This window comes from Paenibacillus amylolyticus, assembly GCF_050990605.1.
Taxonomy (GTDB): domain Bacteria; phylum Bacillota; class Bacilli; order Paenibacillales; family Paenibacillaceae; genus Paenibacillus; species Paenibacillus amylolyticus_H.
Map to the genome: position 1 here is coordinate 1,626,329 of NZ_CP158832.1, position 13,559 is coordinate 1,639,887.

The 13,559-nt window shown below is 44.7% G+C and carries 17 protein-coding genes, 2 pseudogenes and 1 riboswitch; of the genes and pseudogenes, 17 read left to right on the top strand and 2 right to left on the bottom strand.

Annotated elements, in window-relative coordinates; genetic code table 11:
• Positions 1-53: 53 nt before the first annotated feature.
• The 6 genes and pseudogenes from ABTV53_RS07455 (at position 54) to ABTV53_RS07480 (ending at position 4,041) form a co-directional block, all read left to right on the top strand.
• Positions 54-551 carry a PH domain-containing protein gene (locus tag ABTV53_RS07455; protein ID WP_433752017.1) on the top strand — a complete coding sequence of 166 codons (498 nt, stop codon included), beginning with the start codon at positions 54-56 and terminating at the stop codon, positions 549-551.
• Positions 548-2,110, top strand: a complete 1,563-nt coding sequence (locus tag ABTV53_RS07460; protein WP_433752019.1) for a PH domain-containing protein — start codon at positions 548-550, stop codon at positions 2,108-2,110. Before ABTV53_RS07455 ends, ABTV53_RS07460 begins: the two co-directional genes overlap by 4 nt.
• Before the next feature lie 82 nt (positions 2,111-2,192).
• A pseudogene (locus tag ABTV53_RS07465) lies at positions 2,193-2,390 on the top strand (HAD family hydrolase); the annotation flags it as partial.
• A gap of 231 nt (positions 2,391-2,621) precedes the next feature.
• Positions 2,622-2,720: pseudogene (locus tag ABTV53_RS07470) on the top strand (YHYH domain-containing protein); the annotation flags it as partial.
• Between the two features lie 36 nt (positions 2,721-2,756).
• Complete coding sequence (locus ABTV53_RS07475; protein ID WP_433752021.1) at positions 2,757-3,419, top strand: HAD family hydrolase; 663 nt, start codon at positions 2,757-2,759, stop codon at positions 3,417-3,419.
• 97 nt (positions 3,420-3,516) lie between these two features.
• Positions 3,517-4,041 (top strand): NUDIX domain-containing protein, encoded by a 525-nt coding sequence (locus ABTV53_RS07480; RefSeq protein WP_433752023.1) that lies wholly within the window; start codon positions 3,517-3,519, stop codon positions 4,039-4,041.
• A gap of 139 nt (positions 4,042-4,180) precedes the next feature.
• Here ABTV53_RS07480 and ABTV53_RS07485 read toward each other — a convergent pair whose 3' ends face one another.
• A complete protein-coding gene (locus ABTV53_RS07485) occupies positions 4,181-5,341 on the bottom strand; it encodes a glycosyltransferase family 4 protein (RefSeq protein WP_433752024.1) in 1,161 nt (386 codons plus the stop codon).
• A 387-nt stretch (positions 5,342-5,728) separates the two neighbouring features.
• On the opposite strand from ABTV53_RS07485, the gene ABTV53_RS07490 reads away from it, so the two are divergent.
• A complete protein-coding gene (locus ABTV53_RS07490; RefSeq protein ID WP_433752026.1) occupies positions 5,729-6,298 on the top strand; it encodes a DMP19 family protein in 570 nt (189 codons plus the stop codon).
• A 27-nt stretch (positions 6,299-6,325) separates the two neighbouring features.
• The gene (locus tag ABTV53_RS07495) at positions 6,326-6,610 is read left to right on the top strand and encodes a hypothetical protein (protein WP_421898005.1); all 285 of its coding nucleotides are present in this window, start codon (positions 6,326-6,328) and stop codon (positions 6,608-6,610) included.
• A gap of 236 nt (positions 6,611-6,846) precedes the next feature.
• On the opposite strand, the gene ABTV53_RS07500 is transcribed toward ABTV53_RS07495, so the two are convergent.
• Positions 6,847-7,620 (bottom strand): sporulation protein, encoded by a 774-nt coding sequence (locus ABTV53_RS07500; RefSeq protein ID WP_433752028.1) that lies wholly within the window; start codon positions 7,618-7,620, stop codon positions 6,847-6,849.
• Positions 7,621-7,804: 184 nt separating this feature from the next.
• Between ABTV53_RS07500 and ABTV53_RS07505 the strand changes: the two genes are divergently transcribed.
• The 9 genes from ABTV53_RS07505 to ABTV53_RS07545 all read left to right on the top strand — a co-directional run bounded on the left by ABTV53_RS07505 (position 7,805) and on the right by ABTV53_RS07545 (position 13,513).
• Positions 7,805-8,245, top strand: coding sequence for a cupin domain-containing protein (locus tag ABTV53_RS07505; RefSeq protein WP_433752030.1), 441 nt, complete (start codon positions 7,805-7,807; stop codon positions 8,243-8,245).
• 21 nt (positions 8,246-8,266) lie between these two features.
• Positions 8,267-8,815, top strand: a complete 549-nt coding sequence (locus ABTV53_RS07510) for a hypothetical protein (protein WP_433752032.1) — start codon at positions 8,267-8,269, stop codon at positions 8,813-8,815.
• On the top strand, positions 8,815-9,354 hold the full coding sequence (locus ABTV53_RS07515; protein ID WP_433752034.1) for a GNAT family N-acetyltransferase: 540 nt from the start codon (positions 8,815-8,817) through the stop codon (positions 9,352-9,354). The genes ABTV53_RS07510 and ABTV53_RS07515 overlap by 1 nt, the downstream gene beginning before the upstream one ends.
• Positions 9,355-9,402: 48 nt before the next feature.
• Positions 9,403-9,927, top strand: coding sequence for a YfiT family bacillithiol transferase (locus ABTV53_RS07520; protein ID WP_421897978.1), 525 nt, complete (start codon positions 9,403-9,405; stop codon positions 9,925-9,927).
• Between the two features lie 35 nt (positions 9,928-9,962).
• On the top strand, positions 9,963-10,478 hold the full coding sequence (locus tag ABTV53_RS07525) for a GNAT family N-acetyltransferase (RefSeq protein WP_433752036.1): 516 nt from the start codon (positions 9,963-9,965) through the stop codon (positions 10,476-10,478).
• Positions 10,479-10,530: 52 nt separating this feature from the next.
• Positions 10,531-10,612, top strand: a riboswitch (ZMP/ZTP riboswitch).
• A 91-nt stretch (positions 10,613-10,703) separates the two neighbouring features.
• Entirely contained in the window at positions 10,704-11,213 is a 510-nt protein-coding gene (locus ABTV53_RS07530; RefSeq protein WP_433752038.1) for a GNAT family N-acetyltransferase, read from the top strand.
• Between the two features lie 155 nt (positions 11,214-11,368).
• Positions 11,369-11,752: a VOC family protein gene (locus ABTV53_RS07535; RefSeq protein WP_433752039.1), complete on the top strand. Its 384-nt coding sequence runs from the start codon at positions 11,369-11,371 to the stop codon at positions 11,750-11,752.
• Between the two features lie 193 nt (positions 11,753-11,945).
• Positions 11,946-12,692 carry a class I SAM-dependent methyltransferase gene (locus tag ABTV53_RS07540; RefSeq protein WP_433754108.1) on the top strand — a complete coding sequence of 249 codons (747 nt, stop codon included), beginning with the start codon at positions 11,946-11,948 and terminating at the stop codon, positions 12,690-12,692.
• Between the two features lie 50 nt (positions 12,693-12,742).
• Entirely contained in the window at positions 12,743-13,513 is a 771-nt protein-coding gene (locus ABTV53_RS07545) for an SDR family NAD(P)-dependent oxidoreductase (RefSeq protein ID WP_433752041.1), read from the top strand.
• The last annotated feature ends 46 nt before the right edge of the window (positions 13,514-13,559 follow it).

The following is a 13,559-nucleotide window of genomic DNA, read 5'->3' on the forward strand; positions in this document are numbered from 1 at the left end:
TTGAAATATAGAATTGTTATTGTTAATTTATAGTTAGGAAAAGGAGTGAACATATGTCTATCCAGTGGAACATACCCGAGCAAAGGCTTTCCCCTCATGCGGTGAACTTATGGAGAATCAGCGCCATCATATGGAATGTGATAGGCCTTCTGATCCTTGCCGTCCTGTTAATACTTGATTCTATCTATGGATGGAAGGCGTGGATTGGTTGGATACTGTGGGGCGTTACGGCCATATCGGTGCTCTATGCAGTGTGGGATATTTTCATCCAGCCTTCATGGTTATACAAGCATTGGTACTATGATGTGAATGAGGAGTTTCTGCAAATAAAGCGTGGGGCGCTAACCAAGGTACATCAGACCATCCCTATGGCCAAAGTGCAATCGGTTACAACAAATCAAGGACCGTTGATGCGAAAATATGGACTCTATTCCGTATCGGTTGGCACGATGGGTTCATCTCATGAAATCCCGGCATTGCCAGAGGAAGTTGCGCTTGCGCTCCGTTATCAGATTGCGTCCTATGCACGGATTAATGAGGTGGATGAATGATCGATATGAAGCGACATCATCCATTAACCATACTGTGGAGCCTGTGGAAACTGGTGAAGAATTCGTTCGCCATCATCTTGTTTTTGTTTGTTTTCCGTCAGGGCTCAGGATCCCAATGGCTCTTCTATGGGAGAATCGCGTTTTATGCAGGTATTTCTATCGGCATCGTGTCAATTATCTGGAAGTGGATTAGCTCTCGTTATACAGCAGATGATAAGGCCTTTCACATCTACAGTGGGGTGTTCAACCGTACTCGAAGAACGATACCGTATACCAAGGTCCAGAACGTGAACCGGCATACGACGTTGTTTCATCGGTTGTTCCGCGTGACGTCGATCCGATTCGAGACAGGGATTAAGGGAGAAGATGCTACCTTTCAGTTAAACGTTGTTTCCCTTTCCGAAGCGGAGCAGTTGGAGAAGATTGTAGCGGGTTATATGGCAGAAGATGCAGGTACAGTAGGAGTAACAAAGGAACATGAACCGTTGGATGCAGTTCAAGCTATGGAAAAGGGAGAGACGCAATCCGAACCTTTTATAACTGATGAAGCCATGTCTCTGCCTGCAACAGAAAAACAGGAACGGGTTGTTCATTATCATTCCACTCGCAAGGACATATTCAAAGCATCCTTTACCTCGCTTAGTTTTCTCGTACTGATTCCGGTCCTGGCTACGCTGTATTCCTGGGTAAAGGACTTCTTCCCCGATGAAGAAGTAACGGAAAGTTTGTTGTTAACCTGGCTGGATTCCTGGTGGATTGCCAGTTTGATGATTTTGGTTTTATTGATCATATCTATTGCCTTGGGTGTTGTCAGAACCTTCGTGAAGTATGGAGATTTCCAGATCACCTCGGATGCCAAGCGGATCTATATCACGAAGGGCATGATGGAGCAAACGTCATTTTCAATCCTGAAAGAACGCGTTCAGGCCGTGAAAATTACACAGTCTCCGATGAAAAGGCTGCTTGGATTAGCGGAAGTAGAACTCACCACTGCGGGTAGTTTGGGGGAATCCGAGCAGGAGGTGAACTCGCTCTATCCTTTCTTGCCTGTTAAGCAAGCCTATACCATGATTGAGGAGATCCTGCCATCCTATCGGGTTACGCAGGAGATGGAAAAACTCCCACGAATATCACTATGGCTGCGCCTGCTTAAACCAAGCTGGGGGTGGATCATGATCACGGGTTTATTGTGGTACTTCAAACCATTGGTGTTAGGGCAGAAGCATGCCTGGTGGATGATTTCAGCGATTCTGCTTGTGTGGATTGCAACATGTAGAGTGATGGACTTTTTCCATACCCGATACATGCTGCATCAGAATTTCATTCAACTTCGAACCGGTGCGCTCACTTCAACACTCTTCATCTCCAAACGTGAGAAAGTCATCGAAGTGCAGATCACCCGTAATGTGTTACAGCGTTGGTTTGGTGTGGCTTCCATTCATACCGTAAACCGTGCCAAACCTGTTCTGCATCATCGTGCAGATGATATTCCCCTGGGTACGGCGGAATCATTTCAATCCTGGTACATGGGACGTACCCAAGATGTTCAGACCCGTTAATCACAAGAGCAAGTGCAGGAAGACCACATCAGGTTATTCTGTACTTGCTCTTTTTGCTAGAAGACAGAGGAGGAAGGATATTTTGATGAAAGCTGTATTCTTGGATGTAGAGGGTACATTACTGAGCGAAATAGATCGGAGTTTATCACCGCGGACAGCAGAGTCGATCCGGGAATTATTTCGTAAAGGCGTTCAAGTCGTACTTGTCACAGGCAGGCCCTATAATTTATGCGAAGAATTCAGAAATCTCGGAATCGAAACGATCATCTCGGCGAATGGGCAAGTGAAGATGGCGTCACCCATGCATTGAAGCAATTTAAGATTTTATAAGAATGTACGTATAAAAAAGATGAAGGATATCCCAATTGTGGATTTTCATGTAGAATGATATAGCACGTATTAAGCCCTAAAGCATAGGGTGGTTATCGAAGGGTGACTTATGAAAAAGATTGTTATCGTAATCCTATCTCTTGTCGTACTTGTTGGTGTATCCTCTTCCGCGTAGGCTCATCCAGGCAGACTAGATAAGAACGGTGGACATAAGTGTTCAGCCAAATCCAAGCAAAAGGGTCTGTGCACGGGTTATCACTATCATAAAAAGAAAAAGTAACGGGTGCTTCACATTGTTGAATAGGGGGAAAGAGCGATGGATCATATTAAAGCTGTTATTTTTGATTTGGATAATACAATTCTGAACAGAACGATGACCTTTGACGTCTTCACCCAGAGTTTGATTAAGACTTATTTTGGTCACCTTGAGTCAACCGAAGAGATAAGCAAGCGAATAATTGAACTCGATCAGGACGGTTATAAGGACAAGCCCCTTCTGTTCAACGAGTTGTTGCATGAACTACCCTGGGCAGAACATCCGCCACATGCAGAACTGATGGAGTTCTATGGCAGAGAGTATGTGCGAAGTTCAGTTCTGATGGAAGAGGCACGAGAAATCGTTCAGCATCTGCGGGGGAAATATCGAACCGGATTAATTACCAATGGGCAGACCGATATTCAGTATGGGAAAATCGATCAACTTGGTATCCGGGATGACTACGACCATATTATTGTTTCAGAAGAGGCAGGAGTCAAAAAGCCTGATCCTCGGATCTTTCAGCTTGCACTTGAGCATTTTGGTCTAACCCCAAAGCAGTGCATCTACATTGGTGATCATCCGGTGAACGATATTCAAGGAGCAGCAAGCGTAGGCATGAGCACCATCTGGATGAAGGTCAACCAACCTTGGCAGGACAGCATCACGACTAGTCCTTTACATACGATTGAACATCTAAGTGAGCTAAAGGAATTGCTGTAGAAGGCGATTATATTAAATAAATATAACCTTTACACAAAACGGAGTAGACTTTGATAATCACGGTCTGGAAAGCGAGGTACATATGGAGATTAGACAGATGGCTACAGCGTTTTTGAGCAATGGTTCAGATATGCTGATGATGAAGAAGGCGGGCAGCAGACTATTTAATTTTGAATTCTGGGGTGGCATCGGCGGGCACCTGGAACAAGGAGAGCTGAACACACCCATGACCGCCAGCTATCGGGAGATTGAAGAAGAGACCGGGTTCAAGCAAGAGGATATCGAACACTTTCGACTTCGATATATCCTGTTGGAAGTTAGCGGTGGTGAGATTTGGCAGCAGTTTGTATATTTCGGAGAGACGAGGCATCGACATGTTGTGCCCTCCGATGAAGGAGAGTTATTCTGGATACCGCTGGATGAGGTGCTGGACTTGCATTCGTCTATTCTGATCAAAGCAACGCTCAGGCACTATTTACAACACCCAGGAGCAGAAGATATCTGGATTGGCAACGTTCAGAGCGGAACAGACCTAAAGGGCACTCCACAGGTAATATGGAACAGAATGCAAGAAACGAAATCATTTGAGCCAAAGGAGTCTGTAAAGATCAAGGTCCCTTAATCAATTCAGCAAGTAGTTTGCTGCACAATAAAAGACATGAACCCGTTGGAGGGGGTCATGTCTTTTTAATATCATCATCTGCTGTTCCTGCGGATCTCTTCTTCTCCTGTGCATTTTGTTTACTCGGCCTTCATCAAGACTACGCTATAATAATTCGATCTTTCCTTTGTCTGTTCCGATGTTCTATAGCTTCCTCATAATCCCCGATCAGTGTATCAAAAATATGCTCCCACGATCGCTGCTCAGCCAGCTTCCTGCCTTCCAATCCCATCATTCTCAATTGGTTCCTGTGATCTCCCCAGAGACATATCTCTCGTATCAGTGCGTCCGCCTGACCTGGCTCGAACAACACACCATTGCGGTGGTGAGATACCAGATCTTTTACACCTCCGGCATTAGCCGCCAATACAGGAAGCCCTGAAGCCATCGCTTCCAGCACCACATTACCAAATGTCTCGGTAGAGGAAGGAAACACAAACAGATCTGCCGAAGCATACATAACAGCAAGTTCTTCCCCATGCATATACCCTGTATAGGTGACATTGGGTGGGGTTTGAAGACGCATTTTGGGAAGAGATGGGCCGTCACCAACGATAATCCAGTGTACACGGGATTGCATTTCCTGGGGCAACTGCTGCATGGTAGTTGTGAGTGTAGCGATATCTTTTTCCGGGGCAATGCGACCAACGTAGAGTAAAATAAGGGGAGCGGTAATGTGGTATCGTTCACGGATATCCAAGCTGCGTTTATCAGGGGAGTACAAGTTGCAATCAATCCCGCGAGACCATAGCTTCAGACGCTGAATGCCTTGGACTTCAAGAGTGTTTAACGTTTCCTGTGATGGAGTGAGTGTCGCATCACAGGCACGGTGAAACCATTGGATATATTTCCAGTAGAGCGGAATCATACTTTTCAACCGGTAATATTCAAGATAACGATCGAAGTGGGTATGGTAGGAGACAACATGCGGAAGATGATGCTTGAGCGCATACCTCAGACCAAGCAGTCCCATATTAAAAGGTGTGGCGATATGCAGCAGATCGGGTTGAAAGGTCTGTAGCTGCTTGTGCGTGTCTGCTCTGTTGGGTAGAGCAATGCGACATTCGGGATACAGAAAAAAAGGAATGTTGGCAACCGATCTGACTTGAGTCTCATGGCTTCCTTCAATGACGGAGTTCGGAGTAAACAGCAGATGTTCAATTCTTCTGCGGTTCAGATGGTGACTCAAGCGGTGGAGCGTGCCAGCAACACCATTGGTTTCCGGAAGATAGGTGTCTGTGAACAAGGCCAGGCGCATCATTACCCCTCCCAAGACTCGTGATGCCAAGATCATAACAGCGGAACATTTTCCCGAGGTCAAGTGCATGTTAACTTGGCGATATTCCCTAAAAATTTGATAACAGGATGCAAAATCTCATCTTCTATAAATTCAACTTGTATAGCGTATTCTGCTATGATGTAATAACGTGTCGGCGTAGTTGAAATTGAAATTTACACGATAACGGAGAGGGCAGAAAAAAACTGAAGAAGCGAAGCGGGCGCCTTTATCACCAGATTTTCCCCTATAATAAAGGAAATGAAAAAATCTGGGGATAACAGCGATCGGAAGTTTATTCTGGCCGCGTAGTGGTCCAGTGTAAAAATTCGTTAAACTATTCAGACAGAGAGATACAGGAGGCAGAGAAAGATGAACAAGTTACAAGAAGAATTGCAGGAGTTGTTACCACTCGATCAGCTTGAAGAGATGTCAGGTGAAGAAGTGGTGGGGAGTGTTGCCATGGACCTTTATCGGGCTGAATTTGGAACGATTCGAGAGAGTGGGTCGGAACTTCCGCAAGTGCTGCGAGATATCATTCTGATCATCGATCTGGATACCGAGCTGTCCATGAACGGGATGACCGGTTTCCTTGAGAATGCCAGCGGGCAGTATCTGGTTGAGACAATAGCAGCGATGGAGCGGACCGGCAATGATGCAGATGCTGTGATCCTGAAGAAAATAGAGCAGATGTTGTCCGAAAGCGGCATAACGCACGGGCAATTACGAGATAATGTGAATGGCCTGTCCGAAGACGACATCACGACAAGTCTGCAAACACACGGGGAACAGATTCATGAGGTATTGCAGGAGATTGAATTGGAAGCCGCGAATTTAAGCATGCAATCGGATAATGAAGAAAGCTTCGACCTGCTGTATCAGTATGTGGATATCAACAAAGATCTCCTGAAAAAGGAGATGCAGCACTTCTTGTCTAATTGAATGGGAAGAGGAGGCGAAATGACACACATGAACAAAAGATTAGCAATGGAATCCGTTCTGGTCACCTTGTTATTCATCATCGGTTTTGTGGTCTGGAATATCGTTCAAGGCATGATTAAGACTATGAATTACGTACCTGATCTGACAAACACAGCTTCTTCCAGCACCTCATTGCAATCCAAGGTTACTTTTGGAACTATTGTTCGGTGGGATACAACAACCATAATAATGGCTGTTGCCGGGTTCATTTTGCTCGCCGCTGCATATTACAGTCTTCGAATAGGAATGCAGCGCTGGACACAGCGTTCCTGAAGGTTTGTCCTCGTAAACGCCATGCCCGATTTACTTACGTTGCCTTTACAGTACACGAATTACAACTGCCCTGAGTTAAGGTGACTCAGCGTTTTTACTGTCATTCGGTAGGAGCTACAACTGGAAGGCTTGCGATCCTGGGGTAACTTCGAAGCCCTACTACCCCAAAAATCAAAAACCGTCCTTTATCAGATTTTTCTGACAGAGGACGGTTTTATTTTTTCACAGACGATAGATTAGATATGTTTGGATATGACTTCTTCCAGACCCTGAGCGACAGAATGTGCACCCCGCGCTAGATGTCTTTCATACAGATGCAGGCGGACAAAACTTTCATCGGTACCCATGGCTTCGGAGAAAATCCCACTGAGCCCGCGAGCGCGGCGGTCGATCTGTAATAGCAGTTCGAGCGAATCGCCCATCGGATAGAACAGTACTTCCAACTCATCCAGATGCCCACGGAACTTGTGTGTTGGTACAAATTCGAATTCCTGCACAAATGGCAGATTTCCGCCCAATTTCGGTGCATAGTCGTTGGTCACTTCACGCAGCTTGAAGCCAAGGATATCAATGGCATCGAGCACGGTATTCATGTCTTTGCTAGGAACAACATGCAGTCTGTCCCGATCTGAGGGGTCCACGGCGCTGGAGATATCGAGGCCTGTCTCTACCCACACCTCTGCACGGTGTAGTGTAATCGGCAGATTTTCTGGCAGGTCAAATGAGAAGTCTTTCTCCAATTTGGCTCCAGGCTGTAAGGTGAAACCTTCGGTGAGCAAATATTTGGCTATAACGGCTGTTTCTTTGACTTTACGATCATCGCGCTCCCGTATGTAATGGGTTTTGATTGAAAGATAGATTCGATCTACGTTCTGTTCCACATCTCCACCTTCAATGTACACAACCCCCGAGATGATTCCTCCAGGTGTGACCTCTGGTGTATGCAATTCCGTATTTACTTTGGCTGCTCCAACACCTACACTGGCTAACATTTTCTTAAAAAATGACATGCGCTCAACCTCCAGATCAGATGGTTTTATTATAGGGCATACATACGACTTCGACCTTAATACGGAAGCTGGGAGAGAAGCGTTTCAAATTTTGGCAAAGATATTCGCATATTCAAACAGGAGATTCGCTTAGTCGATGTCGAATGTTAGATTAAAGGGATTTTTTGTCAGGAGATGAAGACAATTGAACACAGAATTTTCAGAACAGAAATATGGTGAGACCGGTGTCAAAACCAGCTTCGAGCAGATGGCGAACGGGGAACAGAAATATAAAATGATATCAGAAGATGGCAGTTATTACTGTAGAACCGTTGCTTCTTCCCAGGGAGCATGGCAAAACAGTCATGTACATATCCATCTAACGGAGTTTTATGTGGTGCAATCCGGATGGATTGCTTATGCCAGTTATGGAGACGATCAGGTGCTTTCAATTCAAGTGATGCGTGCAGGAGAGCATATCATTGTCCAACCTGGAATCCACCATAATATATACATGTCTGCACATAGCGTGATCCATACCATCAAACATGGATTGAATACCTCCAGTGATTGGACGGCATCACCTGAGTTGGATAGGTTAACTCAATCTTTAACAGAGAAGGAGCTGCTCCAGAAGTATGATTAACTAGACGGGAGGATCAGACCGATGCGTAAAAGTACAATATTTGGGATTACGGGAATAACGATAATCCTCTTGGTGATTCTGCTCATATACAGCTATGTTATTCCAAGTGTGAGTGCCCAGGATGTTGTGATGGCAGGCACAATCAGGCAGATTGATACGGATGCAGTTGAGGTAGAGTTAGAGATAACGCGAAAAAGAGAAGACAAGAATCAACATATGGTGTATCCCGTTGTCCCTGGATGGGAAGGGGTCACATTCACTGAAGAACTAGATGATGCGTGGTACATGCCTTCGTCTGTTGGCAGCTCCTATTTTGATCAGGTCATTCTGGAAAAGTATCTGAAGGCGCAGGGGGAAACCATGAAATTAGCCGATAATCTGATGGGATTTGCGATACCTGATGAGACAGGGAGTTACAAGTTGCGGTTAACGCTCAGATCTTTCGATGGAACGACTCAGCCGCTTGAGAATCCCATGGTGTATTATGTTCACAACGAGCAGTTGTTGGGGAAGGATCTGAGTTGGGTTACGGGTGAGAATCTGGAAATTATTAAGGAGTATGCAGAGTGATGAATGTATATGAATCGAACGAAATCACCGTACGTTTCTTGGAGATTGAAGATGAACACCAGCTGATGAAGTGGCTGACGGACCCTAAGGTTCTTCAATACTATGAAGGGCGTGATCGGCCGCATGATTTGGAGATGGTTAGAGAGCATTTTTACAATCAGGATGATAATGCTACCCGTTGTATCGTCGAGTATGGAGAAAATCTGATTGGATACATTCAGTTCTATGAGCTTGAGGAAGAAGAACGAACGGAGTATGGTTATGAAGACACGGATGAGATTATCTATGGGACGGATCAGTTTATTGGTGAGGTAGATTACTGGAACAGAGGCATTGGTACACAGTTGGTACAATCGATGCAGGTTTATCTGATAAACGAAAAACAAGCCCGTAAAGTGGTTATGGACCCTCAAGCCTGGAACTTGCGAGCGATATCCTGTTACGAGAAATGTGGTTTCCAAAAGATTAAGCTGTTGGAGAAACATGAGCAGCATGAAGGACAGATGAGAGACTGTTGGCTCATGGAATATGCGCCTTAGATAATACTAAACGTTATTTTTAATCATAGTAACAAGGGGGAATAATGGATGGATGAAAGATTTCCGATAGGACCATTTGTACACACGGGTGAAGTTACTTTGGCACAGCGGGAGAAGTGGATTCAGGACATTGCTGAGTTGCCTGAACGCGCGCGAGAAGCGGTAAAGGGACTGAGTGAAGAGCAATTAAGTCTGCCGTATCGAGAAGGTGGATGGATGCTCAAACAGGTCATTCACCACATGGCAGACAGCCATATGAACAGTATGATTCGTTTCAAGTTGGCACTCACAGAGGACACACCTACGATTCGACCTTATTATGAAGAGCGTTGGGCTGAACTGAGTGATTCAAGGGACCTGGATGTTGAATTCTCGCTTCAGATTCTGGATGCGCTCCATCGTCGTTGGGTGTTTCTGTTAAACGCGTTGGCAGATGCAGATTATGCCAAGCAATTTTATCATCCCTCATCGGAAGAAACAACAAGACTGGATTACAATTTGGGCATGTATGCTTGGCATGGCAAACACCATGTTGCTCATATCACATCGCTTCGAGATCGGTTGGGAATATAGTCTAGGAGGAATACTTTTTTAAGGAGGATTCATTAATGACTGTACATATCAGACTATTAAACGAGAGCGATCCTGTCATTATATCCAAGGCGTTCCAGGAGCAGGGTTGGGGGAGATTCGCTGAGCAGTATTTTCATTACTTGGCTGAACAGCAGAATGGGGATCGTGTAACCTTGGTAGCGGAGTTGAACGGAGAATTTGCCGGATACGTGAATGTATTGTGGCATTCCAAATACCCTTCTTTCAGGGAACAAGGCATCCCCGAAATTAACGATTTCAACGTGCTAATCAAGTTTCAGCGCCAAGGTATTGGTTCACGGTTGATGGACCGCGCAGAGGAAGTTATTTCGGAACGAACGGATGTAGCAGGTATTGGTGTAGGTGTATTTACCGATTATGGCAAGGCGCAAGTTTTATATGCCCATCGCGGATATATACCGGACGGTCATGGTGTTCACAGACACGATCATTACATTCAGCCAGGTGAAGAAACAATTATGGACGACGATGTTGTACTTTATCTTACGAAGAAGTTAAAAGGCACGCAATAATTTCATAATATATACAATGACAAAATATGTCATGTATACTAGTTGTTAAATATCTGTTATGTGTGACTGGCGTAAACGTGGAGTGAACCACGAGGAAGCACATATATTATATGCCGTACGCCTGGGCAAAGTGTTTGATCTTTTGATCAAACACTTTATTTATTATTCAGGGAACGAAAGGACTGGTGGCGGCAATGAAATATTATGAAGTTGGTAACTTACAAGATGTTTACATGGACACGAAGGGTAGGTAATAAAAAGATGACTATTCGCCTTTTTCAAGCGATTGATCAGTCAGCAGTGCTGAAAATGATGACGGATCATCACTTTCAATTTCCTTCGTTTATACGCGATCAGTATCCTGCACGCTGGGATTCATATTTAAATATGACGGATGAACGTATCAGTGCTTATTATGTCATGGTTGACGAAGCAGATGTTGTCATAGGTCATGCTGGTTACATCTTTCAGCCTACTGTTAATCGGTATGAGATTGTTGGCGTTGTTACATGCAAATCACACCTTCGACAGGGAGTAGCACGTACACTAATCACAAACATATGTATGAAAATAGCTGAGTTCGGCAGTGGTGAAGTCATGCTTTACACACTTGATCATGAAGAAAATGAAGCAGCGCTCGTATTTTATGAACGAATGAATTTTCAAAAGGAAAGTATCGATATGAATTATTATACCTCAGGGTTTCATAGACTTTCACTTGTTAAAACACTATAAGTAACTTCAGGAGATTCATTGATAACTTAAGATTGATACTCATAAATAAATCCACTTATGATAAAAAAGCTGTCTTGCATGTTATACTCTATTGGAATTTGAGGAATGATAAGCAGGATGTTGAGAGATTCGATGATCAGAGGAGTGATTGATCCATGTTTAGCAAGGTCGGCCAAATTATGTTGTATGTCAATAATCAAGATGAATCTCTGGCTTTTTGGACCGAAGTCGCAGGATTCCACATTGTGGATGAAGTAAACCTTGATGGGGGCATGAGATGGTTTGAGATTGCGCCTACCGCAGACTCGCAGACGCGTATTATTCTCCATGACAAAGAGTTCGTCGAACGGATGTCGGCGGGTGTAAATCTGGGCACACCTTCGTTAATGTTCTTCACCGAAAAACTGGATCAGTTATATGCTGACTTGTCTGGTAAACATGTAACGGTGGGAGAGATTGTTGAGATGCCCACCGGGCGTGTCTTCAACTTTGCAGATAACGAAGGAAATTACTTTGCAGTCTTGGAACGGGCGAAGTAAGTTACAACTCAAAACCTCTACGATTGTAAGCGATCGACATTCATGTCGGTCGTTTTTTTGTTGGGAAAAAGCTTCTATTTTGGAGTAGAAAAGCACAAGAAAAATAGAGAACTACTGGGTAAAAATGTTATAATAGAGTGTGGCTAATTTATTGAAAATGACGAGGAATGGATAGTCGGAAATGAAGGTTTGGATGGAGCATTTAAGGAGGAATGTGGTTGTGGAAAAGACGATTAAAAGTGTACAGGATCTGTATGATATGCTCGATGCGGACTTCAGATCTGCCAAGCAGTTTTGGGAACCTTTCTATGAGGATCGGAACAGACCCATCCCCTTTTTCCCAAACAAACCGGATGAGAATCTGGTAGCGCATGTGAACGCAGGTGTGCTGAGCGGCGGCAAGGCACTGGAACTGGGTTGTGGTCCAGGCAGAAATGCATTGTATCTGACCCGCCAAGGATATCAGGTAGATGCTTATGATCTTTCGGAGACAGCGATTGCCTGGGCTAAGGAGAGGGCGGCAGAAGAGCAACTGGACGTACATTTTGAATGTCGCTCCGTGTTCGAACTGGCTCCAGAGCAAGAATATGATCTTGTCTACGACTCGGGTTGTCTACATCATCTGTTACCACATCAGCGCATTCCCTACATAGAAATGATCCACAATGCACTCCGTCCAGGAGGATATTTTGGAATGACTTGTTTTGCCCCGGGTTTTGGTGATATTGGTGGGCCTGAGATCGTTATGAATGATTGGCAGGTCTATCAAGAGAAGTCGATGCGAGGTGGTCTTGCGTTCACAGAGGAGAAGCTTCGCTACATGCTGGAAGATGGCTTTGAATGCGTGGAGTTCCGTGCAATGAAGGCGATGGAGCAGCATGAACCGTATTTTGGTGTACCGTTTCTGTGGGCTACGTTGTGGAGAAAGAAAGATTCATAAGCTTATATGGGGACATGATCGAATGGAAATAGAGGAGGGGAAGTATCGGAATGAAAAAAGAAACAGAAACAGGAAGAAGACACTTTATCATTACAGGCACATCCAAAGGGATCGGGTTACAACTTGCAGAGTTATTATTGGCTAAGGGGGATTACGTTTGCGGTATTTCACGCGGGCGTTCAGATGAGTTGGAATCAGGCGAGAAATGGATCGGGCGTTACCGCCATGTTCAGTACGACTTAGCCGATCTGACAGGAATTGATGATTTGGTTACACGTGTATTGAGCCAAATTCCGTCTCAAGAAGTCGATTTCATTGGACTTATTAATAATGCAGTGATGCTGGAGCCACTAAGACCTATCGATCAATGCAGTGCGGAAGAGATAAGTCGGAGTCTCAACATCAGTCTTGCAGCGCCAATGATATGGAGTTCTTCTTTTATTCAACAAACGAATCACCTGTCCGCCAGACGTAAGATTGTTAATCTCTCATCGGGTTCGGCAAGTTATCCCGCTCCATCAATGGCAGTGTATTGCACATCCAAGGCAGGCTTGAACATGTTCACCCAATGTGTATCTTTGGAGCAAACGGGCCAACAGAACCCTGTTGAGATTATTGCTTTTGATCCGGGGATGGTTGATACGGAGTTACAGGCGGTTGCACGAGGCAAAAGTACAGAGGAGTTTGCTCTTGCAGGTATGTTCAATCAAGTATATGAGGCAGGCCAATTAAGATCACCACAAGACGTGGCGATGCAGTTGATCGAGCGGATCGACGAACACAGTGATGCAAGCCATGTTACGCACTCCACCGGGAGCTAATATCGTATACGTAGTTTTGCTCGTTTTCTTGCGAAGTATGATACCT